This is a genomic window from Polynucleobacter sp. UK-FUSCHL-C3, assembly GCF_040409815.1.
GTDB lineage: Bacteria > Pseudomonadota > Gammaproteobacteria > Burkholderiales > Burkholderiaceae > Polynucleobacter.
Genome location: NZ_CP099959.1, coordinates 1,316,950 through 1,342,241, shown reverse-complemented (window position 1 = coordinate 1,342,241; position 25,292 = coordinate 1,316,950). Strand labels below are relative to the sequence as shown.

General features: G+C 46.9%; 21 protein-coding genes, 1 tRNA gene and 1 pseudogene. 17 read left to right on the top strand and 6 right to left on the bottom strand.

Translation table 11 applies throughout. The features are described from left to right. Nucleotides 1-10: 10 nt before the first annotated feature. Complete coding sequence (chrA, locus tag NKE59_RS06785; protein ID WP_353438220.1) at nt 11-1,312, bottom strand: chromate efflux transporter; 1,302 nt, start codon at nt 1,310-1,312, stop codon at nt 11-13. Nucleotides 1,313-1,356: 44 nt separating this feature from the next. After that, nucleotides 1,357-2,142 carry an enoyl-ACP reductase FabI gene (gene fabI / locus NKE59_RS06780; RefSeq protein ID WP_353438219.1) on the bottom strand — a complete coding sequence of 262 codons (786 nt, stop codon included), beginning with the start codon at nt 2,140-2,142 and terminating at the stop codon, nt 1,357-1,359. A gap of 48 nt (nt 2,143-2,190) precedes the next feature. On the opposite strand from fabI, the gene NKE59_RS06775 reads away from it, so the two are divergent. The 5 genes from NKE59_RS06775 to NKE59_RS06755 all read left to right on the top strand — a co-directional run bounded on the left by NKE59_RS06775 (nt 2,191) and on the right by NKE59_RS06755 (nt 8,573). Then, the gene (locus tag NKE59_RS06775; RefSeq protein ID WP_353438218.1) at nt 2,191-4,080 is read left to right on the top strand and encodes an extracellular solute-binding protein; all 1,890 of its coding nucleotides are present in this window, start codon (nt 2,191-2,193) and stop codon (nt 4,078-4,080) included. Next, complete coding sequence (yejB, locus tag NKE59_RS06770; protein WP_353438217.1) at nt 4,077-5,150, top strand: microcin C ABC transporter permease YejB; 1,074 nt, start codon at nt 4,077-4,079, stop codon at nt 5,148-5,150. The genes NKE59_RS06775 and yejB overlap by 4 nt, the downstream gene beginning before the upstream one ends. Further along, complete coding sequence (locus NKE59_RS06765) at nt 5,147-6,172, top strand: ABC transporter permease (protein ID WP_353438216.1); 1,026 nt, start codon at nt 5,147-5,149, stop codon at nt 6,170-6,172. The genes yejB and NKE59_RS06765 overlap by 4 nt, the downstream gene beginning before the upstream one ends. Beyond that, nucleotides 6,169-7,830, top strand: a complete 1,662-nt coding sequence (locus NKE59_RS06760) for a dipeptide ABC transporter ATP-binding protein (protein WP_353438215.1) — start codon at nt 6,169-6,171, stop codon at nt 7,828-7,830. Before NKE59_RS06765 ends, NKE59_RS06760 begins: the two co-directional genes overlap by 4 nt. Nucleotides 7,831-7,919: 89 nt before the next feature. Beyond that, complete coding sequence (locus tag NKE59_RS06755; RefSeq protein WP_353438214.1) at nt 7,920-8,573, top strand: C40 family peptidase; 654 nt, start codon at nt 7,920-7,922, stop codon at nt 8,571-8,573. Nucleotides 8,574-8,576: 3 nt separating this feature from the next. Here NKE59_RS06755 and NKE59_RS06750 read toward each other — a convergent pair whose 3' ends face one another. Further along, nucleotides 8,577-9,485: a patatin-like phospholipase family protein gene (locus tag NKE59_RS06750; protein WP_353438213.1), complete on the bottom strand. Its 909-nt coding sequence runs from the start codon at nt 9,483-9,485 to the stop codon at nt 8,577-8,579. Between the two features lie 200 nt (nt 9,486-9,685). Between NKE59_RS06750 and scpB the strand changes: the two are divergent. The 12 genes and pseudogenes from scpB to NKE59_RS06690 form a co-directional block, all read left to right on the top strand. Next, nucleotides 9,686-10,249, top strand: a pseudogene (gene scpB / locus NKE59_RS06745) (SMC-Scp complex subunit ScpB); the annotation flags it as partial. Nucleotides 10,250-10,301: 52 nt separating this feature from the next. Then, nucleotides 10,302-11,990: a pseudouridine synthase gene (locus NKE59_RS06740; protein ID WP_353438212.1), complete on the top strand. Its 1,689-nt coding sequence runs from the start codon at nt 10,302-10,304 to the stop codon at nt 11,988-11,990. 160 nt (nt 11,991-12,150) lie between these two features. Next, complete coding sequence (gene rimP, locus NKE59_RS06735; RefSeq protein WP_353438211.1) at nt 12,151-12,642, top strand: ribosome maturation factor RimP; 492 nt, start codon at nt 12,151-12,153, stop codon at nt 12,640-12,642. Further along, complete coding sequence (gene nusA, locus NKE59_RS06730; RefSeq protein ID WP_353438210.1) at nt 12,639-14,117, top strand: transcription termination factor NusA; 1,479 nt, start codon at nt 12,639-12,641, stop codon at nt 14,115-14,117. Before rimP ends, nusA begins: the two co-directional genes overlap by 4 nt. 10 nt (nt 14,118-14,127) lie before the next feature. Further along, on the top strand, nt 14,128-16,830 hold the full coding sequence (infB, locus tag NKE59_RS06725) for a translation initiation factor IF-2 (protein WP_353438209.1): 2,703 nt from the start codon (nt 14,128-14,130) through the stop codon (nt 16,828-16,830). 11 nt (nt 16,831-16,841) lie between these two features. Then, nucleotides 16,842-17,198: a 30S ribosome-binding factor RbfA gene (rbfA, locus tag NKE59_RS06720; protein WP_353438208.1), complete on the top strand. Its 357-nt coding sequence runs from the start codon at nt 16,842-16,844 to the stop codon at nt 17,196-17,198. Between the two features lie 5 nt (nt 17,199-17,203). After that, a complete protein-coding gene (gene truB, locus NKE59_RS06715; RefSeq protein ID WP_353438207.1) occupies nt 17,204-18,127 on the top strand; it encodes a tRNA pseudouridine(55) synthase TruB in 924 nt (307 codons plus the stop codon). Nucleotides 18,128-18,156: 29 nt separating this feature from the next. Continuing rightward, a complete protein-coding gene (typA, locus tag NKE59_RS06710) occupies nt 18,157-19,980 on the top strand; it encodes a translational GTPase TypA (RefSeq protein ID WP_353438206.1) in 1,824 nt (607 codons plus the stop codon). An 86-nt stretch (nt 19,981-20,066) separates the two neighbouring features. Continuing rightward, on the top strand, nt 20,067-20,318 hold the full coding sequence (locus NKE59_RS06705) for a type II toxin-antitoxin system Phd/YefM family antitoxin (RefSeq protein WP_353438205.1): 252 nt from the start codon (nt 20,067-20,069) through the stop codon (nt 20,316-20,318). Then, entirely contained in the window at nt 20,318-20,734 is a 417-nt protein-coding gene (locus NKE59_RS06700) for a type II toxin-antitoxin system VapC family toxin (protein WP_353438204.1), read from the top strand. Before NKE59_RS06705 ends, NKE59_RS06700 begins: the two co-directional genes overlap by 1 nt. 4 nt (nt 20,735-20,738) lie before the next feature. Further along, nucleotides 20,739-21,818: a tRNA dihydrouridine(20/20a) synthase DusA gene (gene dusA / locus NKE59_RS06695; RefSeq protein ID WP_353438203.1), complete on the top strand. Its 1,080-nt coding sequence runs from the start codon at nt 20,739-20,741 to the stop codon at nt 21,816-21,818. A 43-nt stretch (nt 21,819-21,861) separates the two neighbouring features. Then, nucleotides 21,862-21,937 (top strand) — tRNA-His (locus NKE59_RS06690). Here NKE59_RS06690 and NKE59_RS06685 read toward each other — a convergent pair. From NKE59_RS06685 to NKE59_RS06675, 3 genes are read right to left on the bottom strand one after another with little or no spacing between them, the layout of a single operon-like run. Next, on the bottom strand, nt 21,938-22,345 hold the full coding sequence (locus tag NKE59_RS06685; protein ID WP_353438202.1) for a hypothetical protein: 408 nt from the start codon (nt 22,343-22,345) through the stop codon (nt 21,938-21,940). Further along, complete coding sequence (locus tag NKE59_RS06680; protein WP_353438201.1) at nt 22,329-22,763, bottom strand: surface-adhesin E family protein; 435 nt, start codon at nt 22,761-22,763, stop codon at nt 22,329-22,331. Before NKE59_RS06680 ends, NKE59_RS06685 begins: the two co-directional genes overlap by 17 nt. 45 nt (nt 22,764-22,808) lie before the next feature. Beyond that, nucleotides 22,809-25,286 carry a penicillin acylase family protein gene (locus NKE59_RS06675; protein ID WP_353438200.1) on the bottom strand — a complete coding sequence of 826 codons (2,478 nt, stop codon included), beginning with the start codon at nt 25,284-25,286 and terminating at the stop codon, nt 22,809-22,811. Between the last annotated feature and the right edge of the window lie 6 nt (nt 25,287-25,292).

Below are 25,292 nucleotides of genomic sequence, written 5' to 3'. Positions count from 1 at the left end.
CCAAAGTAAATTATTGGAATAGAAGTCCGCTGGGTGCAAAAAGAAGTCCTGCTAAAGCAGCTAAGGCTAGGGTTCGGATGACTCCCCACTGATATCGAATCATCAGCAAGAGGGCAACTCCGCAAATCAACAGTGATATCCAAGAAATCCCCGCAGAGAGGCCGCTAGGAAAAAACACATGGTACGCAAAGAAAACCCCTAGATTAGCAATTACGCCAACGACTGCTGCACCGATGGCAGTAAGGGGTGCGGTGAAACGTAAATTGCCATGCGTTGATTCAATGATTGGTGCACCAATAAGAATAAATAAAAAGGATGGCAAGAAAGTAAACCACGTGGCAATGCATGCTCCGAATATGCCCCCTAAGGTGCTCTCTTGAGCATGACCCGCTAGGTAACCTACAAACGCAACAATCATAATGAGTGGTCCCGGCGTCGTTTCACCCAAAGCTAGACCATCAATCATTTGGGTGGCAGAGAGCCATTGATAGTGCTCAACAGCGCCTTGGTAGACGTAGGGCAATACAGCATAAGCCCCCCCAAAGGTAAGCAGTGCTGCTTTAGTAAAGAACCAAGCCAGTTGTGGATACAGAGTTTTCCAGCCCAGCAGAAAGATAAGGCATGCTATTGGCACAAACCACAAGAGGCTAGCAATCGTAATTTGCCAGATGAGCCGCGCTCGAATAAAACCGGCATGACTTGGAGGTGGCGTATGGTCATCAATGATTGCATTCTCATGATGCTTGGGTAATTGACTGAAATACGTTTTTTGTTCTTGAGAAAAAAGTTCAGGATGGCGTTGGCCAGCCCATAAGCCAAAAATACCTGCGCTAAGAATGATGAGTGGAAACGGTAGGTTAAACACAAAGATTGCAATAAAGGAGAGCAGCGCCAATATTGCTAAAGTACGATTCTGGATACTACGTTTAGAAATACGAATCACAGCGGTAATGACAATTGCGGTTACTGCAGGCTTAATTCCATAAAAGATGGCGGCCACTATAGTTGTTTGGCCATAGTGAACATATAGCCACGAAAGCACAATCAAAATAAATAAAGAAGGCAGAACAAACAGAGCGCCGGCGAGAATGCCGCCCCAGGTGCGATGCATTAACCAGCCTAGATAGGTGGCCAACTGCTGAGCCTCTGGCCCCGGTAGTAACATGCAATAGTTGAGGGCGTGCAAGAAACGTCGTTCTGAGATCCAACGTTTTTTATCAACGAGCTCGTCATGCATCATGGCAATCTGAGCAGTGGGCCCTCCAAAACTAGTAAAGCCAAGCTTGACCCAAAAAGCGAGAGCATCTCGCAATGGGATGGGTGATAGTTCTGTCGAAGAACTAGTTGGCTTGATTTTTAAACCTCATCCATCCCGCCAACAACTTGGCTAAAACCGTTATCGACATAGATGATTTCTGCGGTAATACCATTTGCCAGGTCGGATAAAAGGAAGGATGCAGCATTACCAACATCATCAACGCTAACGTTGCGACGCAAAGGAGCGGTCTTTTCAACCGCATCCAATATCTTGCCGAAGCCTTTGATGCCAGAAGCCGCAAGAGTTTTAATGGGGCCTGCAGAAATACCATTCACCCGAATTCCTTTAGGGCCTAGAGAGCCAGCTAAATAACGAACCGATGCTTCCAGGGATGCCTTGGCCAACCCCATGGTGTTGTAGTTCGGAACATTGCGCATTGAACCAAGGTAGGTCAAAGTGAGCAAGGCAGCATTGGGTCGTAACATGGGCATTGCCTCTTTTGCCATAGCTGGGAAACTATAGGCAGAGATATCGTGAGCAATCTTGAAGGCTTCACGACTGAGACCCTCTAGAAAATCTCCGGCAATCGCCTCTCGGGGTGCAAAGCCGATGGAATGAACGAAACCATCAAATTGGGGCCAGCTTTTGGCGAGATCCTTAAATAGAGCCGTAATTTGTTCGTCACTACCCACATCGCAATCAAAAATCAGCTGGCTATTGAACTCTTTGGCAAACTCCGTAATTCGCTCTTTGAAGCGCTCACCAACATAGGTAAAGGCTAACTCAGCTCCTTCACGATGGCATGCTTTAGCAATACCATAGGCAATTGAGCGGTTTGAAAGAAGTCCGGTAATGAGGATGCGTTTGCCGCTTAAATAAGCCATCTTGAGTCCTTTACTCCAAAATTGATTTGCTATCTACAATTGTTGCATATGCTAAGCCAAATTAGACCTAATCCTGTAGGGATGCCATTTAGGGCCCAGGTTCTCCTTATTACTCTTGGACTCTTATGTGGCCTAGGGTTTTATTCGGGAGAAAGTGCTGCTGCCCAAGGGATTGCTCAGTATGGGAAGCCCAAATATGCCGAAGGCTTTGCTCATTTTGAATACGCCAATCCAAATGCTCCTAAAGGCGGCACCCTAACCCTACCCAACCCAGATCGGCGAACCAGTTTTGATAAATTCAATCCGTTTACTCTTCGAGGGGTAACGGCGCCTGGTATTGGTGCCTTAATGTTTGAGTCCTTGGCAGTAGGTAGTGCCGATGAAGTATCTAGTGTTTATGGCTTGATTGCCGAAGATATTCAAGTAGCACCTGACAAAATGTCAGTGAGTTTTCGGATCCGACCTGAGGCGCAGTTCTCGGATGGCTCACCTATATTGGCTAGTGATGTTAAACACAGTTTTGACACCTTAATGAGTAAGCTGGCAAATCCACAATATAGAACTATCTATGCAGATGTTAAACAAGCGGTAGTTGTTTCTGAACGGGTGATACGTTTTGATTTCAAGACTCGTAATAGCGAACTACCGTTGATGGTGGGTGGCCTGCCAATCTTCTCCAAGAACTGGGGTGTTAAAACAGACGGTAGTGTTACTGCCTTTGACAAAATTACTTTTGAGCATCCAATTGGCAGTGGCCCTTACGTCATCGAGTCCTTTCGTGCTGGTAAATCAATGATCTATAAACGTAATCCAAATTATTGGGGTAACAAGGTCAATGTGCGGGTCGGCTTTTATAACTTTGATCGGATTGTTTATAAGTTATACAGCGATGATGCGGTGCGTCTCGAAGCATTTAAGGCGGGGGAGTTTGATGCCTTAGTCGAGTACCGTGCCAAGAACTGGGCAAAGAGTTATGTGGGCCCAAAGTTTAATAATGGCACTCTCATTAAGAAAGCCTTCGCCAATCATAATGGTGCCGGTATGCAGGGTTTTGCCATGAACCTACGTCGTCCCATTTTTCAGGATGTCCGTGTGCGCAAAGCCCTGGGTTACGCCCTCGATTTTCAGTGGTTAAATCGACAACTCTTTTTTGATCAATATGGACGTATAAACAGTTATTACACCAATAGTGATTTGAGTGCGAACTACCGAGGCGAAACGGTCCCGACAGAAGCCGAACTCAAGCTATTAAAACCATTACAAGCGAAGTATCCTCAACATGTTCCTGAGGCAGTCTTTGGGGCAATGCCCCCACCGCCCAGTACAGAAGCCCCGAGCAGCTTACGGAACAATTTACGCAAAGCCCGTGAGTTGTTAGCAGAAGCGGGGTGGACCTATCGCGATGGAGCACTGCGAAACTCGAAAGGAGAAATCTTTCGTTTCGAGATTGTGGAGGATGGTCCCTTCTTCATGCGGATTCTTTCTGCCTATGTGCGTAACTTAGAAAAGTTAGGCATCAAAGTTGAGATACGAACTAGTGACTATGCTTTGCACCAGAAACGGATGGATGATTATGATTTTGATATGACCACCATACGCTTCCCCGATACGCAAAGTCCCGGTAATGAACTATATGACCGATTTGGGAGTGCAGCTGCCAAAGAGAGAGGATCGGATAATGTCATTGGTGTGCAATCCCCAGTCGTGGATGCCCTGATTGATGCGATCGTAAAAGCCGAGACCCGTGAGCAGTTACAAGCAGCTACCCGTTCATTAGATCGAGTGTTATGGAACAGTTACTTCGTAGTTCCTCATTGGTATAACCCGACGCATCGTATCGCATTTCGTAAGGAGATGGGCTACCCCAATCCTCCTTTGTATTACTCCGCTGAATCATGGATCTTATCCACCTGGTGGTTACAAGAGGCACGTAAATGAACTCAGAGCTACTTAGTTATATTCTGAAGCGTATTTTGTTGATGATCCCGACTTTGCTGGGGGTGCTGACCCTAACCTTTGCTGTGGTGCAATTTGTTCCCGGCGGTCCTGTAGAGCAGTTAATGCTAGAGCTTCGGGGAAAAGGAGATGCCGCAGTCGGCGGTGAGTCATCAGGTGGAGGAACCACCTATCGCGGTCGGCAAGGCTTGGATGCGGAGCGTCTAGAGCAAGTTAAGGCTTTATATGGTTTTGATAAGCCGGCCCTGGAGCGTTACTTTGCGATGCTTAAACGATTTGCTCAGTTTGATCTGGGCCAAAGTTACTACCAACACAAGAGTGTGTGGGATCTGGTGATCTCTAAATTACCAGTATCTATCAGCATTGGTTTGTGGACCTTCTTTATTAGTTACTTGATATCGATCCCTTTGGGTATTTCTAAGGCGGTACGCGATGGTACACGTTTTGACCGAGTTACCAGCACCATGATTTTGGTTGGCTATGCAATCCCCGGATTTGTTTTAGGAGTTTTGTTGCTTGTATTGTTTGGTGGTGGCAGTTTTTTACAGATCTTTCCGTTGCGGGGTTTAACTTCTGATAACTGGAATGAGCTCAGCATGATGGGTAAGGTCTTAGATTATTTATGGCATCTAGTATTGCCTATTACAGCATCGGTTCTCGGAAGCTTTGCAGTGATTACCATGCTCACCAAAAACTCTTTTTTGGAAGAGATCCGCAAGCAATATGTCTTAACGGCAAGAGCAAAAGGGGTAAGTGAGAATAAGGTTCTTTGGAAGCATGTTTTTCGTAATGCACTTATCCCCTTAATCACTGGATTCCCAGCAGCATTCATTGGCGCATTCTTTGCAGGCTCATTGCTCATTGAGACCTTGTTTTCATTGGATGGCCTTGGCTTGCTGTCGTATGAGGCGGTCATGAAGCGGGATTATCCGGTGGTATTTGGCACTCTTTATTTATTTACCTTAATTGGTTTGGTCACAAAACTAATTTCTGATCTTTGTTATGTCTTGGTTGATCCACGTATACAGTTTGGTTCAGGAGGTGGCTCGTGAGTCGCTGGTCACGCTTTAAGTCCAATCGCTTAGGCTACTGGAGTCTGTGGATTTTTTCGATTCTCTTCGGACTTAGTCTTTGTGCAGAACTCATTGCGAATGACAAACCTCTGGTAGTGCGCTATGAGGGCCAGTTTTATTTCCCCATGATTCAAAATCATCCAGAAACTGTCTTTGGAGGAGACTTTGCCACTCCAACCGATTTCTTAGATCCCGATATCAAGAAAAATATTACACAAGGTTCTAATTGGGCTATTTACCCACCCATCCCGTATAGCTTTCAGACCTTAAATTATTTCTCCAAGGAGCCAAATCCTGCATCGCCTTCATTGGATAACTGGTTAGGCACAGACGATCGAGGTCGTGATGTTTTATCTCGCTTAATTTATGGCTTTCGTCTCTCTATTTTATTTGGCATTGCCTTAACGATTGTGGGAGTCGTGGTTGGGGTCTTGACTGGCGCACTGATGGGATTCTTTGGGGGGCGCTTTGATCTGATTACGCAACGCATCATTGAGATTTGGTCAGCGATGCCCGAGTTATACCTATTGATTATTTTTGCCTCGATCTTTAATCCCAGCGTTCTTCTATTGATTATTTTGTTAGCAGCATTTGGATGGATGGGTCTATCGGACTATGTGCGAGCAGAGTTCTTTCGGAATCGTGCCTTGGAGTATGTGCGGGCTGCTAAAGCATTAGGCCTCACAAATGCGCAAATCATGTGGCGTCATATTTTGCCCAATAGCTTGACCCCAGTCATTACATTCTTACCATTTCGGATGAGCGCATCTATTTTATCCCTAACCAGCCTAGACTTTTTGGGATTGGGCGTACCTCCTGGTACCCCGAGTTTGGGCGAGCTTTTGTCACAAGGTAAGGCCAACTTAGATGCCTGGTGGATTTCTTTATCAACCTTTGTGGTGCTGGGCGGCACATTACTCTTGCTAACCTTTATGGGCGAAGCCTTGCGCGATGCATTTGACTCCCGCAAGAGCAATCCGCTGACTGGAGTGAAAGCATGAGCACCAGTCTATTACGTTATGAGAACTTTTCACTCTCGTTTGGTACAGGTCGTCGTGAGAAATTTGCAGTTCGTGAGCTCTCGCTGGAGATTGGCGTGGGTGAGCGCATCGCCTTAGTGGGCGAATCGGGCTCTGGCAAAACATTAACCGCTCTCTCACCATTGCGTTTACAGCCTGAGGGAGCGCACCTTACTGGCAAAATTTATTGGCGCAGGGCGGATGGTACAGAGGTCAATCTTTTGGATTTAAGTCTGGAGCAAATTCGGGAGATACGGGGGCGCGAGATCGCCATGATTTTTCAGGAACCGATGACCGCATTAAATCCATTGTTTACCATTGGCAATCAGATTGTCGAAGCGGTTCAAGTGCATGAGCCTTTATTGCCACTTGCCGAATGTCGAAATACAGCCGTTGCATTGCTCAAGAAAACGGGTATACCAGAACCAGAAGAGCGTTTTCATGCCTATCCTCATCAACTATCAGGAGGGCAACGACAGCGCGCCATGATCGCCATGGCATTGGCATGTAAGCCACGATTATTGATTGCCGATGAACCAACCACCGCCTTGGATGTGAGCTTGCGTTTACAGATTTTGGATTTGTTAAAAGACTTACAAGAAGAGGCTAAAGAGCGGGGAGGGATGGCGATTCTTTTAATTACCCATGATCTTAATTTAGTGAGACACTTTGCCCATCGTGTGGGTGTTTTGAATCAGGGTTGCTTGGTAGAAAGTGGCTCTACCCATGAGGTATTTGCACACCCTAAAAATAATTACACGGAGCAATTGGTTAATAGTCAGCCTGTGAGGGAGCTGTTGCCCCTAGTGCCCCTAGCGCCGGTGCTCCTAAAAGTAAATGGTTTAAGCGTTTCTTATCCCCAGTCTAATTTCTCGGGAGCGGGTCTGCGCATTGCGAAATGGTTTACCAAAGCAAAACGCAATACCGTATTGCAACCCTTGAGCTTCCAACTAAAGCAAGGTCAAACCATCGGTGTAATTGGTGAATCTGGATCTGGCAAAACCACCTTAGCAATGGCAATCTTGGGTCTACTGGGCGAGACCACCGCACGCCTTGCTGGTGATGTGGCAGTTTTGGACCAATCGTGGCAGGCAATGTCACCGCTTGCTAGAAGAGCAATGCGGGCGAACTTACAGGTTATTTTTCAGGATCCATTTGGTTCTCTATCGCCCCGTATGACCATCTTTGATATTGTTTCAGAGGGATTAAATATTCATCAACCAACGCTATCGACTGTGGAGCGTGAGGCGCGTGTCATTGAGATCTTGCGTGAAGTGGGTCTGGATCGTTCAGTGATGATGCGCTATCCACATGAGTTCTCGGGTGGCCAACGACAGCGGATTGCAATTGCTCGCGCTCTGATCTTAAAACCACAGATTTTGGTCTTGGATGAACCAAGCTCGGCCTTGGACGTGTCGATTCAAAAACAGGTCTTAGCATTGCTCAGCGCTCTCCAGAAAAAGTACAACTTGGCCTACTTAATCATTAGCCATGATCTGGCGGTAATCCGTGCGATGTCTCATGAACTGATGGTCTTGCGCGGTGGGGAGGTTGTTGAATACGGTGAGACCGAGGCGATGATTGCGAGCCCTAAAGAGCCTTATACCAAGGCCTTATTTGCCGCTGCAGAGCTGGTATAGATCTAAATTCCTATAAAAAACAGTTACTTAGACTATAAATCTCGGCAATACCGCTTTCTAAATCGGATTAGCTTTGTTAGAATTGAGCTATGTCTTTGAAAAAGCAAGCGATCTCTTTGTCTTTAAAGTCCTTGACCGTTCTGGTTTTGGGCTTCGCTTCGCCTTTGCTTTCTGCCAATACTACTGAGGAGGCAAGCAATAAAGAAGGTACTAAAGTTGAGAGCATTCTTGAGAGTACCTCTTCATACTTTGCTCGTTTCACTTATCAAGTAGTTGATTCGGTATCAAGCAAAACAGAATCTTTGATTAACGAGGCAATGCAACTTATTGGAGTTCGTTATCGCTGGAATGGTGATTTACCTCAATCGGGTTTAGATGCCAGCGGCTTTGTCAGATTTGTGTTCAGAGATAAGCTAGGTTTTTTATTGCCCCCTAAGTCATCGCAAATGAGTAAGGTCGGTAAGCCCATTACGCGCGAAGAACTTCAACCCGGTGATTTGGTGTTCTTCAACACAATGCGCTTGACCTTCTCGCATGTCGGTATCTATGTGGGCGACAATAAATTTATTCATTCGCCCGCCAAAGGCTCCACGGTTCGTGTCGATGATTTAGCGAGCACCTATTGGGATAAGCGTTTTGATGGCGCTCGTCGTTTAGACGGTAGCGATGAGCTTAGTAATGCAGAGCGCAATGCTTTGATTCAGGAAGCCAAGAAATTACGGGTACAAACACGTAATTTGTAAGAGTCATTTCGATTCAAAGATTCTTAGTTTTTCTCGTATCTCGGTAATTTTCTCTTGAGCAGCTTGCTCACCTGCAAGGATGGCAGCGTTTCTGGAACGAAAGTCTGCGCTACCCATTTGCTTGAGCTGTGGGGTAATCAGAACATCTGCTTTGACAATTTCATATTGATTAATGCTTTGTTGCATGATGTTGATCGTTTGCTGTAAAAGCCCTAGGGTGCCACTAGAATTAAAAGTGTTTGTATCGGATGAGATGTTGACCGCAATAATAAAGTTAGCACCCATCTCTTGAGCATAACGAACAGGGACAGGAGCCACCAGACCGCCGTCGACATATTCTTTTCCTTGAATCATTGCCGGTTGAAAAACTCCAGGCACACTGCAAGAAGCGCGCACTGCGAGGCCAGTATCCCCCCTCTGAAATAGAACCCCTTTGCCAGTGTGTAGTTCTGTGGCAACAATACCTAAGGGAATGCTCATTTGCTCGATGGCTTTGTTTTGAACCTCACGATTCACCATGCTCTGAAGTGCATCTCCTTTAATCAAGCCACCAAACCGACCCGCGAATGGATATGCCCAGTCTGCAATGGCGGCCTCATCAAGATTTAGACCAATGCGGTTGAGATCAAGACCGCTATAACCAGAGGCATAAAGAGCAGCAATCACACTCCCAGCGCTAGTCCCCACCACTATATTTGGACGAATTCCTTGCGACTCAAGCATCTTGATGACCCCGATATGGGCAAAACCTCTGGCAGCGCCAGAACCCAAAACAAGAGCGATATTGGGCTTACGGCTTTTGCTTAATAAACCGCATCCAGATAGGGCGCTGACACCAAATAGCCCCATGGCTTTCAGTGCGTTGCGACGGCTTGGTTGATGGGCTTTAGGAGGACGGGATAAATGCGACATATGGCTATTGTATTGACCCTACCTTATAATGGGTAATCGGTGCAAATTGCTACGAAACTAAAAGATTCGTTTGATTGCCGGGCATCCCCAAAATAAGAATTAACTTGAGTGAGCCCTGCGTTAGCCAGAAAACACCCCAAACCCATTTTGACGATTGCGAATGAACCATTAAACAGGTAAATCCTGTTTAGCCAAATTGTATGGATATTGATCACTATAAGCGTGTAGTAGAGACCGCATTAATTTGCGCTCAAGAACCTTTAACGGCAAATGAATTAAGCCGATTATTTGTAGAACCCCCTTTGGCTTCTGCTGATCTTCAAAAAATATTATTTGAGATCCAAAAAGAATGGCATGACAAGGGTATGGAGCTGGTTAACATAGCAACGGGTTGGCGTTTTCAGAGTCGCCTCAATATGCGCGAGTATTTAGATCGCTTAACGCCAGAAAAACCACCAAAGTATTCGCGAGCCGTTATGGAAACGTTGGCCATCATCGCCTACCGTCAACCTGTTACCCGTGGGGAAATTGAAGAGGTACGTGGCGTGGTGGTGAGTAGCAATGTAATGCGTCAGCTCGAAGATCGTGGCTGGGTTGAGGTGGTTGGTCATAAAGATACTATCGGCCGACCTGGTCTGTATGCAACTACCAAACAGTTTTTAGATGATCTCGGCTTAAAAGATTTACAAAGCCTCCCGATGTTAGAAGATGGCTCTATTTCAGCAGAAGCCTTAGGCCAAGCAGTGATTGAGTTTGATGCTGATGCGACTGTTGAAACAGTGATTCCCTTAGATCTGCCAAGTAATCCCGAGCACGATGACAAATCCTGATCAAGACTCCCTCGTACCAAATCCAGTAGCAGGTGGATCAGACGATAGCCCTTCCTCGGCAGATGCGGAGTCTGGGGAGCGTAAGGACCGCGGTGAGCGAGGACCCAAGCGTTTCCATAAACCAAACCATAAGTCACGCGGTAAGTTCGGTAATAAAAATAAGCGACGTGATTCGCCGAACCCTCATGCGGATACAGGCGGGGAGCCCATTAAGCCAGCACCAAAATCTGCACAACTCCAGGCGGAGACCGAGGCATTGTTTGCTTCTGTGGTGTCCGGAGAGTTTGATGCTGCTCTTGATGCCCCCGAGACTTCAGAGCCCACTCCGGTTGACGAGCCTGGTGTTATTTCCCATGAAGCCGGGATCGAACAGCGGACCACCAAGGCGGGTACTGAAGAGTCTGATGAGCTCGACAATCCTACTGATTTAGAGCGCTTGCAATTTGCTAGCGTGGACGAGCTACCACTGAGCTTGCGCGATGAGGTGTGGTCAGATCTCGATGGTCTCGATGATGATGCTGAAGATGAAGATACTGTTAAGTTGCATAAAGTCTTAGCCGATGCAGGCATGGGCTCGCGTCGTGAGATGGAAGATTTGATTATTCAGGGACGTGTATCGGTTAACAGCATGCCGGCGCACATTGGTCAGCGTGTGGGGCCCAGCGATATCGTACGCATTAACGGTAAGCCTGTGCATCGTAAGATTCAGACCAAACCACCACGTGTAATTTTGTATCACAAACCTGCTGGCGAAATTGTTAGCCAAGCCGATCCAGAGGGTCGGCCAAGCGTGTTTGATCGCTTGCCGAAACCTCGTCAAGGCCGTTGGATTGCGGTTGGTCGATTGGACTTCAATACTGAAGGCCTTTTGTTGTTTACCACCTCCGGAGAGTTGGCAAATCGCTTGATGCATCCTCGTTATGGGGTTGAGCGTGAATATGCCGTCCGTATCTTGGGTGAGTTGTCTGCTGAATCTGCAGAGCAATTAAAAACAGGGATTCAACTCGATGATGGTCAAGCCCGCTTTTTGCGTTTAAGTCAAGGCGGTGGCGATGGAGCAAACCGCTGGTACTCCGTGGCTTTAACCGAAGGACGTAATCGTGAGGTTCGTCGCATGTTTGAGGCTACGGGGCACGTAGTCTCTCGTTTGATTCGAACCCGCTACGGTATGTTTATATTGCCTCCCCGTTTACGGCGCGGTAAGTGGGAAGAGGTTCCTCTTGAAAATATTACTCAGTTAATGCGAGCTGCCGGTTTAAAAGTTCCCCAAATGGGAAATAAAGATAAGGGTGGTCCGCAGGGAAGAGGCCCCGGAGGAGATCCCCAGAGTGATCCCAATTTTCAGCCCGATCCAATGCAAACTTCAGTCTCGTATTGGGGGTCTAAGGAGGCTCTCACTATGGCCTCGAATCATTCGCAGGGCACATCCCATTTGCCCGGTCAGGGCCGAGGTTCAAATAATGGGGGCGGTCGATCAGGATTTGGTCATAAAGGTCAACGGGGAACCGGAGGAAAGCCGGGCGGACAACGCCCCAAGGGCCAAAAGATTCATCATGGTAGCGGCTTTAGTGCTGGGTCAGGTGCAGGACCGGGTAATGGCGGACCAAGGCGTCCTGCGAAGGGAAAACCCTTTAAGGGGCCTAGAAAACCCCGAAATCCGGGTGAAAGTTTCTGATTTGACTAGAGATTTTTTGATTCGGGTATAATTCTCACCTCACCGGCTGATGTTGTGTTCAACGTAGGCTGGCCTGTTCTGGTAATTGGGAATATGGGCTTGTAAGCCCATTTTTTTTTGCCAAACGGGATGTAATGGGTGATGTTTGTGTGGGGATTGCGTGAAAGAACAGCAGATTATTTTTGCCGAAGTTGGCAATCTAGGCTACTCGCTGGTTGATATCGAGCGAGAAGGTCGTGGGTTGCTACGTGTCACGATTGAAAACCCAGACTTTGATCGCATGATTACGGTGGAGGATTGTGAGAAGGTAAGTCATCAGTTGACCTATACCTTGGCAGTTGAGAACGTTCCCTACGAGCGTCTTGAGGTTTCATCGCCAGGTTTAGATCGTCCGGTTAAGACGGCTGCTGAGTTTATTCGGTTCGCAGGTGTAGAAATTGATCTGAAATTGCGCGTTGCAGCTTCAGGAAGAAAGAATTTTAGGGGAATGTTGCAGGGTCTAAAAAGTGGCTCGGTAGATTCTCCAGATGCAAAGTTTAGTTTGTTATTTGAGGCGAGTGATGGATCTCCTGCTGAGCTGGAATTTAGCTTGGCTGAAGTTGAAAAAGCTCGCTTGGTCCCTGTAATTGATTTCAAAGGAAAAAAATCATGAGTCGTGAAGTTCTCATGTTGGCAGAAGCCCTGGCCCGTGAAAAGAATGTAGATCGCGAGATCGTTTTTGAAGCTCTCGAGCTTGCATTGGCATCGGCCACCAAAAAACGCTACAGCGAAGATGTGGATATTCGCGTTTCGATTGACCGCGATAGCGGTGAATATGAGACCTTCCGCCGCTGGTTGGTTGTTCCTGACGAAGCTGGCTTACAAGAGCCGGATAAGGAGATTTTGCAATTTGAGGCAAAAGAGCAAATCTCTGACATCGAAGTGGGCGATCATATTGAAGAGCAGATAGAGTCATTAGCATTTGGCCGGATTGGTGCTCAGGCTGCAAAACAGGTTATCTTGCAGCGCATTCGAGATGCTGAGCGTGAACAAATTTTGAATGATTACCTCGAGCGGGGTGAAAAGATCATGACCGGTACGGTCAAGCGCGCCGACAAGAATGGATTAATCATTGAATCGGGTCGTGTTGAAGCCTTATTACGTCGCGATCAAATGATCCCAAAAGAGAACCTGCGTTCAGGAGATCGTGTCCGCGCTTACATTTTGAAGGTAGATCGCGAAGCGCGTGGTCCACAAATTGAGCTCTCGCGTACATGCCCCGAATTTTTAATGAAGTTATTTGAGAATGAAGTGCCTGAGATCGAGCAACGACTCTTAGATATCAAGGGCGCTGCCCGTGATCCTGGAGTAAGAGCCAAGATTGCAGTGGTCACTCACGATAAACGGATCGATCCGATTGGTACTTGTGTTGGTGTTCGTGGTACTCGTGTCACGGCTGTGCGTAATGAAGTTGCTGGCGAGGCTGTCGATATTGTTCTATGGTCGGAAGATCCTGCCCAATTTGTGATTGGTGCATTAGCACCTGCACAGGTTTCATCGATTGTGGTGGATGAAGAGCGTCACGCTATGGATGTCGTGGTAGATGAAGAGAACTTAGCAATTGCGATTGGGAGAAGCGGGCAAAACGTTCGTTTGGCCAGTGAGTTGACCGGATGGCAAATTAATATTATGACCCCTGAAGAGTCTGCTGAGAAATCTGAAAAAGAGTCAGTTGTGGTCCGCCAATTGTTTATGGATAAGTTAGACGTGGATCAAGAGGTTGCTGATATCTTGATCGAAGAGGGCTTTAACTCCTTAGAAGAAGTAGCCTATGTACCTTTGTCCGAGATGCTTGAGATTGAATCATTTGATGAGGATACTGTTAATGAATTAAGAACACGGGCACGCGACTCTTTATTAACGATGGAGTTAGCTAAGGAAGAGCGTATTGAGGAAGTATCGCAGGACCTTCGCTCACTCGAAGGTCTTTCTACTGAGTTGATTGCAAAATTAGCAGAAAACCAAGTGCATACACGAGATGATTTAGCTGGTTTAGCAGTAGATGAACTAGTGGAAATCACTAGTATGGATGAAGCAACAGCCAAAACGCTCATTATGAAAGCGCGTGAACATTGGTTTAACGCATGAGGGGAAGCGCATGGCTACGACAACCGTAAAAGTACTGGCTGAGGAGCTAAAACGAAGCCCATCAGATTTGTTGGTACAACTGAAGGCCGCTGGAATTGAGAAAGAGTCCGAGGCTGACAAGATTACCGATAAGGATAAGACTGCTCTATTGGAGTATCTCCAAAAAGCGCATGGTAGTGCTGATACTGGAGCTCGTAAGAAAATTACGTTGACCAAGCGTGAGACCAGTGAGATTCGTCAAGCAGATTCGGCTGGTCGGACTCGCACTGTGCAAGTTGAGGTTCGCAAGAAACGTGTTTTAGTAAAACGTGATGAGTCTGCAAAAACAGAAGAGCCTAAGGAAGAAAAAGAAGTAAAGGCTCCTGTTGAGAAAAAAGCAATCTTATCGGATGAGGAATTAGAGAAACGCGCCGCTGAAGCTTCTCGTCAAGCCGAATTATTGGCTAGGCAAGAAGCGGAGATGAAGGCTGCCAGCGAGCAAAAGGTGAAGAAAGTTGCTAGCGAGCAACAGCCCAGCAAGGCAGAGGCTGAGAAAGAGGCGGCTACTAAAGAAAAAGCCGCTAAAGATTTAGCTGAACTCCGTTCTCGGCGTGCAGCTGCCGAGGCTGAGGTATCTGCGATTCGGGACATGATGAGCACTCCCGCTCGAGTCTTAAAGGCGCCGAGTGAAGTTGCCAGCGAAGAAGCTAAGAAAGGTACTTTGCACAAGCCTGTCAAGGCAGAAGGCAGCGAAGATAAAAAGAAGCCAACAAAAGTTGGCGGTAAATTAATTAAGTCTTCTGAGACCTCTTCAACATGGCAAGAGGAAGGGGCAAAACGTAAGGTTGGATTAAAAACCCGTGGCGATATGAGCGGCGGTTTGGGTGGTGGATGGCGAAGTGGTGGTGGTCGTAAGAAGCAACACCAGAATCAAGAAGATGCCCCAGCAACTAATTTCCAAGTACCCACAGAGCCGGTTGTGCGAGATGTGTATATCCCCGAAACCGTCACTGTAGCTGACCTAGCACACAAAATGTCTGTAAAAGGTGCTGAAGTTATTAAGTTGTTGATGGGTATGGGTCAGATGGTGACCATTAATCAAGTGTTGGACCAAGATACAGCGATGATCATCGTTGAAGAAATGGGCCACAAAGCGCATGCTGCCAAATTAGATGACCCTGAAATTGATTTGGGTGCTTCGGCAGAAGATGCACCTTCTTTGCCAAGACCGCCTGTCGTAACGGTGATGGGGCACGTTGATCACGGTAAGACATCCTTGCTTGACAAAATCCGCGTTGCGAAAGTAGCGGCGGGTGAGGCTGGTGGAATAACCCAGCATATTGGCGCCTATCATGTGGAGACTCCACGCGGGGTTATTACATTCTTGGATACACCGGGTCACGAGGCCTTTACAGCAATGCGTGCGCGCGGTGCCAAGGCAACCGATATTGTGATCCTGGTAGTGGCTGCCGATGATGGTGTCATGCCACAAACGCGCGAGGCAATCCATCATGCTAAAGCAGCTAATGTTCCATTGGTAGTTGCGATTAATAAGATTGATAAGCCAGAAGCAAATGCTGATAGGGTTAAGACTGAATTGGTTAGCGAGCAAGTCGTACCTGAAGAATACGGTGGCGATTCTCCATTTATTGGCGTCTCTGCAAAAACTGGTGAAGGAATCGATGCGCTATTAGAGAACGTACTGCTGCAAGCAGAAATTCTGGAACTCAGAGCCCCCAAAGATGCGCCAGCACAGGGCATTGTGATTGAGGCACGCTTGGATAAAGGCCGTGGACCAGTGGCCACTGTATTAGTTCAATCTGGCACATTAAAGCGGGGCGATATGCTTTTGGCTGGCCAGTCTTATGGTCGAGTGCGCGCGATGTTGGATGAGAATGCAAAGGCAACCAACGAAGCTGGCCCTTCCATTCCGGTGGAGATCCAAGGTTTATCGGAAGTTCCTGATGCAGGAGAGTCATTCCAAGTCGTGGCCGATGAGCGTAAAGCTCGTGAGATTGCTTTGTTCCGTCAAGGTAAGTTCCGTGACGTGAAGTTGGCAAAACAACAAGCCGTCAAGCTTGAGAACATGATGGAGAATATGGGCGAAGGCGCAGTAGAAGCCAAGCTCTTGCCCATCATTATTAAGGCAGACGTGCAGGGTTCTCAAGAGGCCCTTTCGCAATCCTTACAAAAACTTTCCACCGATGAGGTGAAGGTGCAAATTGTTCATGCTGCTGTAGGCGGTATTACTGAAACGGATGTGAACTTAGCCATTGCCTCTAAAGGCGTGATTATTGGATTTAATGCACGTGCTGATGCGGTGGCTCGTAAATTAGCAGAGACCAATGGTGTTGATATTCGTTATCACAACATTATTTATGACGCAGTGGATGAGGTGAAGGCAGCCTTAAGCGGCATGTTAACCCCTGATAAGAAAGAAGAGATTATCGGTATGGTTGAGATACGCCAGGTCTTTAATGTATCCAAGGTTGGCGCTATCGCAGGTTGTATGGTTTTGGATGGCATCGTTCGGCGTAACTCACGTGTTCGCCTATTACGCGATAACGTGGTTGTGTGGACCGGCGAGCTAGATTCCTTAAAACGCTTTAAGGATGATGTCAAAGAAGTAAAGGGTGGTTTTGAGTGCGGCCTTTCCTTAAAGAACAGCAACGATATCAAAGAGGGCGATCAGCTTGAGGTCTTTGAGGTTACCGAGGTTGCTAGAACGCTTTAATTGATTGCTGTATGCATAAAACAAGTCCCCATCGTCACCAACGTCTCGCTGATCAAATTCAGCGAGATTTGGCTGAGCTCATTCCACGAGAACTGAGGGATCCTGCCAATGGCTTAATTACCATTCAGGCAGTTGAACTCTCCCCCGATCTAGCGCATGCAAAGATTTATTTCACTGTTTTGGGTGGGGATGCCCAATATGCATTGGGATCTTTGCAGGATAAGGCGGGCTATCTTCATTCATTACTCTTTAAACGAATGCATACCCATACTGTGCCTACTTTGCATTTTGTCTTTGATACCTCAATCGAGCGTGGCGCAGAAATGTCTCGATTAATAGATCAGGCATTAGGCTCAAAGCCTAATTAATTACGATGGCTCAGCGGATTGACGGGGTGGTCTTGTTAGACAAGCCCTCCGGAATGAGTTCTCAAAGTGCGGTAACTTCCGTGAAACGGCTTCTGCATGCCGAGAAAGCGGGGCATACTGGCACGCTGGATCCAATGGCAACTGGACTATTGCCAGTTTGTTTGGGTGAGGCCACTAAATACTCGCAAGATTTACTAGATGCAGACAAGGTATACCAAGCAAAATTACGGTTTGGCATTCAGACTGATACGGGTGACGCTCAGGGCCAAATCATTGCTGAAAAATCAACAGCGGAAGTCACGGATAACGCTATGGCCCAGGGATTAATGGAAGGAATTTTGCCTCGTTTTACTGGTCAGATTGAGCAAGTTCCTCCGATGTATTCTGCTTTGAAGCGAGATGGAAAGCCTCTCTACGAGTATGCACGCTCTGGCATTGAGATCGAGCGCGAGCCTCGTAAAATTACCATTTATTCAATCAAGTTATTGAACATTCAGTGGCCAGAGATTGATATTGAAGTGCACTGTAGCAAGGGAACTTATATTCGTGTTTTAGCTGAAGATATTGGCCATGCTCTTGGCTGTGGCGCACACCTGATTGGCTTGCGTAGAACCATGGTTGGCCACTTGTCATTGGTACAGGCCACTACTTTAGAGAACTTGCAGCATACCTCCCCCCAAGTCTTACCAGTCGATGCACTATTACAAACCTTGCCTGAGCTGACGGTGGATGATCACCAAGCAAAGCGCTTAGAGATGGGACAACGCGTTCCATGCGCTTTAAATATCGCTACACAGTGGGCTAACTCTTTATTTCGGATTTATCGGAGCCAAGCGCTTCCTCAAAACTTTATTGGTACTGCCGATTGGCGCTCGGGCGTTTTACACCCTCGGCGCTTTATTGCTCAGCGCCTTATCAACCAAAACTAATTTTTCACCTTTATTAAGCAAAGTATCAAATGACCAAACGCGCACTTCGTAATATCGCCATCATCGCTCACGTTGACCATGGCAAAACAACTCTTGTTGACCAACTCTTGCGTCAATCAGGAACTTTTCGTACCAATGAAAAGCTCTCTGAGCGAATCATGGACTCCAATGATCTTGAAAAAGAACGTGGCATCACCATTTTGGCCAAGAACTGTGCCGTGGAGTATGACGGTACACACATCAATATTGTGGATACCCCTGGACACGCAGACTTTGGTGGCGAGGTAGAGCGTGTTTTATCGATGGTGGATGGCGTGCTCTTGTTGGTGGATGCCGTCGAGGGCCCAATGCCCCAAACCCGTTTTGTGACCAAGAAAGCCCTTGCACTCGGTCTTAAGCCTATCGTGGTTGTGAACAAAGTTGATCGTCCTGGAGCGCGTTGCGATTATGTAATTAATGCCACGTTTGAGCTCTTTGATAAGTTAGGGGCTACTGAAGAGCAATTAGATTTCCCAGTCATTTATGCATCTGGCCTCAATGGCTATGCTGGTAACGATGAGAGCGTTCGTGAAGGCAATATGCGCCCCTTATTTGATGCCGTATTAAAACACGTACCAGTGCGCGACGATGAGGTTGATGCTCCCTTGCAATTACAAATTTCCTCAATTGATTACAGCAGCTATGTCGGAAAAATTGGCGTAGGCCGCATTAGTAGAGGCAGGATAAAGCCTGGTACAGATGTAGTTTGTGTGAACGGTCCAGATGGAACTCCATTTAAGGGCCGCATAAATCAAGTATTGAAGTTCAGAGGTCTCGAGCGTGAAGTGGTTGAGGAGGCTATTGCAGGTGACATTGTCCTTGTCAATGGTATTGAGGACCTAGCCATTGGCACGACCATTTGTGCCCCAGATCGAGTCGATGCTTTGCCAATGTTAAAGATTGATGAGCCAACCTTAACCATGAACTTTATGGTTAATACCAGCCCACTTGCTGGGCGCGAAGGGAAGTTCGTGACCAGTCGTCAGATTCGAGAGCGCTTAGATCGTGAACTTAAGTCTAATATGGCCTTACGGGTTCGAGAGACCGATGATGACACTGTTTTTGAAGTATCCGGTCGCGGAGAGCTCCACCTTACTATTTTGGTTGAGAACATGCGCCGTGAGGGCTATGAGCTAGCAGTTTCAAGACCCCGAGTCGTTTTTCATGAAGAGAATGGGGTCAAGCTCGAGCCCTATGAGAACTTGACCGTGGATGTCGAGGACACCACCCAAGGCGGAGTCATGGAAGAGCTTGGCAAGCGCAAGGCAGAGCTCTTGGATATGGTGAGCGATGGTAAGGGTCGAACCCGTCTTGAATACCGTGTTCCAGCGAGGGGCCTCATTGGTTTTCAGGGGGACTTCATGACCTTGACGCGCGGGAATGGCTTAATGAGCCATAACTTTGATTCTTATGCGCCTGTCAAGGAGGGTATCTTGGGCGAGCGCCATAACGGTGTACTGATTAGTCAAGATGATGGTGAGGCGGTAGCTTACGCCCTTTGGAAGCTACAAGACCGTGGACGAATGTTTGTCTCACCGGGAGACCCGCTTTACGAGGGCATGATTATTGGTATTCATAGTCGAGATAATGATCTCGTTGTTAATCCCATTAAGGGTAAGCAGTTAACTAACGTGCGCGCTTCTGGAACAGATGAAGCAGTCCGCTTGGTTACGCCTGTGCAATTAACTCTGGAATATGCCGTTGAGTTCATTTCAGACGACGAGCTTGTTGAGGTTACCCCCAAGAGTATTCGTCTGCGTAAGCGTTATTTAAAAGAGCATGAGCGTAAGAAGGCTTCAAGAGACGACGTTTAGTCCTCAAGTCTGAACTTTAGGGCTTTGGATCGATGCTACTATAATGTAGTAACATTACTACATTATAGTTTAAAAGGAAAATCGGCGTGCCAAAAACCCTGTCTAGTAGAGAATTTAATCAGGATACAAGCGGTGCAAAAAAGGCCTGTAGGTCTGGACCGGTTTTTATTACAGATCGCGGTAGGCCCTCACATGTTTTGATGCTGTACGAGGATTACCAAAGAGTCATTGGCCATCAAAAAAACATTCTCGATCTTGTGGGCATGAAAGCTGCTGGCGATATTAAATTTGAGCCTGCGAAAATAGAAAACTTTACTAAGCCAATAGACTTAAGCTAATGTTTTTACTAGATACCAATGTCATTTCAGAGTTCAGAAAAACTTCTGAGAGCGGAATAAATCCAAGAGTCAAAGAATGGGCAGAAACAAAAATGCCATCGACTATGTTTCTATCTGTAATCACTATTTTAGAAATTGAATTGGGAATTTTACGACTTGAGAGACGAGATAAAAAACAATCACAGGTTTTAAGAAAATGGCTAATGCAATTCGTTCTCCCTGCTTTTGTTGATAGAATTTTGCCAATCAATACACTAATTATAATTCGTTGCGCATCCCTTCATATCCCTAATCCATCTTCAGATAGAGACGCAATGATTGCTGCCACTGCAATTGAACATCGCCTAACTTTAGTTTCCCGAAATACTGTTGACTTTGACTCTACAAAAGTTAAATTGATTAATCCGTGGGAATAGGTCTTTGAATAAGAAACGCCTCGCCGTTGCTCCAATGATGGAGTGGACCGATCGTCATTGCCGATCGTTTCATCGCCTCCTGACAAAGGAGGCCGTTCTCTATACAGAGATGGTGACTAGTGGAGCTTTGTTACATGGGGACCAAGCTCGCCATCTCGATTACGGCACCATAGAACACCTAGTGGTATTGCAATTGGGAGGTAGCGAACCTTCTGATTTGGCTCGTTGTGCAGAGCTTGCCCAGCAGTGGAACTACGACGAAATCGATCTTAATTGTGGCTGTCCCTCAGAACGTGTCCAAAAGGGTGCATTTGGAGCCTGCTTAATGGCAGAGCCTGCATTAGTAGCTGAGTGTGTCCGAGCGATGCGATCGGTATATGACCGACCTATATCAGTAAAGCATCGCCTTGGCTTGGATCAAATGGATGCCTCTGAGTCAAAAGAAGATTATCAATTTGTCTTGGATTTCATGTTGGCTGTTGCAGATGCGGGCGCCTCTCAGGTGACCATTCATGCGCGCAATGCTGTATTAAAGGGATTGTCACCAAAGGAAAATCGCACCAAGCCGGCTTTGCACTATGAAGTTGCCAAGCAATTACGCATCGATACCCAAAAATCCTATCCCCATCTCAAAGTATTGTTGAATGGCGGCCTAGAGAGCAATGAGCAGATTGCTAATCACTGGCAAGACTTTGATGGCTTTATGGTTGGCAGAGCTGCCTATCACTTCCCGGCGATGTTATTAGGTTGGGATGATCTTTTGCAGTCCCAAGGTTCGGCTGCTGGTTATCTTTTTAGTGAAACTGAATGGCATCGTATCCAAATTGGATTGGTTCAGCAAACCAAGCAATGGTTTGATGATTGCCAGGAACGGCAAAAGCCATTCTATCTTGGAGCGATTACCCGCCATATTATGGGTCTTGCTCATGGAAGGGCGGGGGCTAGACGCTGGCGTCAGCGTTTATCGGATCACGGGGCATTAGCCAAAGTGAAGACAAAAGAGGCGATTGAAGAGTTCTTTTTTGAGGCAAGCCTTGAGTTAGGAGACTGGGCAGCCTTTGATTTAAACGCTCAAATAGCCTAGTTCATCAAGGCTCTCGGGAAGTTATAATACTTGTGTAGCAATGGTGGACGTAGCTCAGTTGGTAGAGTCCCAGATTGTGATTCTGGTTGTCGCGGGTTCGAGTCCCGTCGTTCACCCCACTATTTACTCGGTCGTACCTGAATAATTTCGATGACGGATCCACTACGATCTGCCTCACCAATAATCATCTCACTTTGATCTTTGACGCTAGGGATCACGATCTCCTCGCAAATTGGCTTAGCGCTAAAGACATTAAAAAAACTGCAATCTTTCTTGGTAGCCGCAGATGTGGCGTGCTCCAGAGGAGATCTTCCTGTAGTGACTGTAGAGATTACGCTGACCGCGGTCACAGGACTGGCGACCGCAGCAGAACCAGCAGCTGATCCTACGCTACTGGCAGCTGCCATAAAAGGGGCAGCACAAGACTGTAAGAGTAGGCTGCTTGAGAGTGCTAATAAAACAAGGGCTGGGCGGACATACGCCCCAAGAGCATGACCTGAAACTTGACCGTTACGGACGGCACGCAAAGTTATAGACTCCTGCGGCCCAGTCTCCACTCACCACGGCCTCAAACGAACTATCTGGAGTTTTGATCTCATCGATCACCTTGCCAGTTCCTTTCTTGCCAGCCATAAATTTCACTTCGAGAGGGCGATATTGCACCTGACCGCAATGGTATTCATTTAAACCAATAATGGAGTTCACAGGCGCTTTGGTCTTGGGCTCAACCCCCGGTTTTTTGAGGTCCAACATAGAGCGGACCTGAACTTTATCTCCCGTCTTTTTAATACTGGCTTTATCAATCATGACGGTCATGAATTCACTACTACCAAGTTCATCCCAGGCTGCATATGTAGTCGTTGAAACTGCTAGAAAGAGACTAAGAGCGCTGATTTTGATCATCGGTATCATGCGGGGCCTACTTGAGGTTATTAGATTATTCATGGTGCAATTGTAGCGCTAGCGCAATCTCGGATGCGCTAGGTCCTATTATTTACTTTTTATCAAAATCTCACGACTGACTTGATTGGGATTCATGGTTAGCGGTAAAAATGCATTATCCGACCACGCTTTACTTAAATGACGATAACGGCCACTTTGAACCCAGCCCGATTGCCCTGTCGGAAACATAAAGACAGACTGTTCTAGATCATTGAGGTCATAGATGGCGCGTAAGCTAGCTGCATGATTGGACTGGTAAGGGGCCGTCGGGTTATTTAAGGCTGGCCTACCAACATTGACCGTAAATGCATCCCCAGGAATCGGTACACGTACATTAAAAAAATTCGAGAGGATGGGTAAACCTTTAAAGGGACGGTGCTCCGAGATCGCTTGATGGGCTTGCCCCCATTGCCAGTCACTCGGTGAGTTGCCATGGCGTTCTTTTAGATCCGCCAACGCTTTATCAAGCGCTACATTCGCAGCATCTTGGCAGTTTTCTACAGCGGGTGTATTGGGCACATCGCACCATGGACTATTGGGATTGCTTGCTTGAGTTATCAGCGCAGCACGAAAGTGGCGACGCCCGTATTCTTCCGTAAATGAGTCTCCGAGGCGCGAGAATAGGGTACGGGTAAGTTGATCTGCCCAGGCATTAAAGATCAGCGCACCTATGGAATCTTTTGTCATATTGCCATCAAAAGACTGTATGAATGATTGTGCGGCTGCTTGAAGAGAGTGATTGGTCTTGGCCTGTTTAAAAAGATCCATTAATGGAACGGATGCAAGAGAAAGGGTGTCGCCTTGCATGGTTTGCATAGAAGCTCGATCATGTTGATCTTTCGCTTCAAGCATGGATTTAATTCGGTCATACCGAAATGGTAGATCCCAGTCGCCTGTTAATGGATTTGGGTTGGTATTAGAAATAATCTGTTGATTAGCGCTTGCCAGCCATCCAGAATCTGGATTGATGGCGCTAGGAAGTTGTTCGAATGGCAGGTAGCTAACCCAATCAAACGAACGTTCCCAGCCTAGTGCTGGGGCTACCCCATACAAACCTTGCCCAGGCTGTCGACGAGGAGTCGTTCCGGCCACTTGAAGTGCAATGTTCCCCTGCGTGTCGGCAATAGCGACCGTTTGCATGGGTGCGTAGTGATATCGTAGGGCTGATTTAAAAGACTCCATCGAGTCTGCACGATTCATCATGATCCCGCCGAGCAAGGTCTGGTTCTCAGTATCAAGAGCGGTCCAGCGTAGGGCCAGAGCGAAACGTTTGCTATCAATGATCTTCTGAGAGCGTGCGTGACTATCCGAAATAATGGGACCATGCTGACTTTGTTTGACCACGAAACGTAATGGCGGCTTATCCTTAATTTGGATGATCTCCTCGCGAACCAAGAAAGAGAGAGGACCATCAGGGCCGATGTACTGATTAGGATTATTGGGATCAATCTTTTCTAGATAAAGGTCTTGAACATCGGGACCAGTATTCGTGAAGCCCCAAGCAATTTTGGTGGTTCTGCCTAATACAACCGCCGGAATACCAGGCAGTGTGGCGCCGATTACATTCAGACCTGGCGCTTCGAGGTGAGCAAAATACCACGTGGATGGTGCGCTTAAGCCCAAATGAGGATCATTTGCTAATAGTGGTTTACCAGAAACCGTTTTCTTGCCGGCTAAGACCCAATTATTTGATCCCAAACCTTCTTGGTTATCGCTTATCCAGGGCTGCAAATCGGTACTTTGCAGAAGGTATGGATCATGTTGTTTGTTCTGAGATTGCTTTTCTGATGACTTGGAAGACTGTTTATATACCCCAAGCTCTTTATAGAGTTTTGCAAAGTCAAGATTGCTCACTGGAGCATTACCTGGATAGGGCGGCATCACATCCCAAACTTGTACAGTGGTGAGGTATTGCGATAGCTCAAGCCGAAATAACTCTTTTTGCCAGTTATCCCCTAAATCAAGAGCCATCATCAAAGACCAGGCAACGCTATCCGTGGGCGACCAATGGCCCGGTTGGGAGCCGGTTAAAAAGTACTCAATGGGAAGGGCCCAACCTAAGGATTGATTGCCGGCATTTACTCCATCGGCATACGCTTTAATGAGTTGCTTAATCTCTGTGGGATAGCGTTCATATTGTTTCTCAGCGGCATATTTAATACCCAGCGTTCTTAGGAAACGATCTAAAGATACTGTTCGCTCTCCGAGGATTTCAGAGAGACGACCTGAGGCTAGGCGTCGACTAAGCTCGAGTTGCCAGGATCGTTCGGTAGCGTGCAAGAATCCCAAGGCATAAAACGCATCACTTTGAGACTTGGCTTTAATGTGAGGGATATCATTTTCATCAAACTGAATTTGTACTGGCTGATTCAGCGTTGCACTTGTCACGACTCCTGAAAAGCTAGATTTTGCAGAAACTAAATAAGTCGCTATCAAGCCTGCAATCAGTAATAAAAGAACACCCAGTAAATAGAGAAAATAACGCACAAAGCGTTTTAAAGGAGAGTTCGCTGCGAAGGAGTTCATGGGCTG

What these genes read in the sequence shown, in the direction of transcription:
- fabI (WP_353438219.1), bottom strand. Translation starts at nt 2,142, where the DNA reads ATGGCTTATTTAAGCGGCAAACGCATCCTCATTACCGGACTTCTTTCA.
- NKE59_RS06775 (WP_353438218.1), top strand. Translation starts at nt 2,191, where the DNA reads ATGCTAAGCCAAATTAGACCTAATCCTGTAGGGATGCCATTTAGGGCC.
- yejB (WP_353438217.1), top strand. Translation starts at nt 4,077, where the DNA reads ATGAACTCAGAGCTACTTAGTTATATTCTGAAGCGTATTTTGTTGATG.
- NKE59_RS06760 (WP_353438215.1), top strand. Translation starts at nt 6,169, where the DNA reads ATGAGCACCAGTCTATTACGTTATGAGAACTTTTCACTCTCGTTTGGT.
- NKE59_RS06755 (WP_353438214.1), top strand. Translation starts at nt 7,920, where the DNA reads ATGTCTTTGAAAAAGCAAGCGATCTCTTTGTCTTTAAAGTCCTTGACC.
- NKE59_RS06750 (WP_353438213.1), bottom strand. Translation starts at nt 9,485, where the DNA reads ATGTCGCATTTATCCCGTCCTCCTAAAGCCCATCAACCAAGCCGTCGC.
- NKE59_RS06740 (WP_353438212.1), top strand. Translation starts at nt 10,302, where the DNA reads ATGACAAATCCTGATCAAGACTCCCTCGTACCAAATCCAGTAGCAGGT.
- nusA (WP_353438210.1), top strand. Translation starts at nt 12,639, where the DNA reads ATGAGTCGTGAAGTTCTCATGTTGGCAGAAGCCCTGGCCCGTGAAAAG.
- infB (WP_353438209.1), top strand. Translation starts at nt 14,128, where the DNA reads ATGGCTACGACAACCGTAAAAGTACTGGCTGAGGAGCTAAAACGAAGC.
- rbfA (WP_353438208.1), top strand. Translation starts at nt 16,842, where the DNA reads ATGCATAAAACAAGTCCCCATCGTCACCAACGTCTCGCTGATCAAATT.
- truB (WP_353438207.1), top strand. Translation starts at nt 17,204, where the DNA reads ATGGCTCAGCGGATTGACGGGGTGGTCTTGTTAGACAAGCCCTCCGGA.
- typA (WP_353438206.1), top strand. Translation starts at nt 18,157, where the DNA reads ATGACCAAACGCGCACTTCGTAATATCGCCATCATCGCTCACGTTGAC.
- NKE59_RS06700 (WP_353438204.1), top strand. Translation starts at nt 20,318, where the DNA reads ATGTTTTTACTAGATACCAATGTCATTTCAGAGTTCAGAAAAACTTCT.
- NKE59_RS06680 (WP_353438201.1), bottom strand. Translation starts at nt 22,763, where the DNA reads ATGAATAATCTAATAACCTCAAGTAGGCCCCGCATGATACCGATGATC.
- NKE59_RS06675 (WP_353438200.1), bottom strand. Translation starts at nt 25,286, where the DNA reads ATGAACTCCTTCGCAGCGAACTCTCCTTTAAAACGCTTTGTGCGTTAT.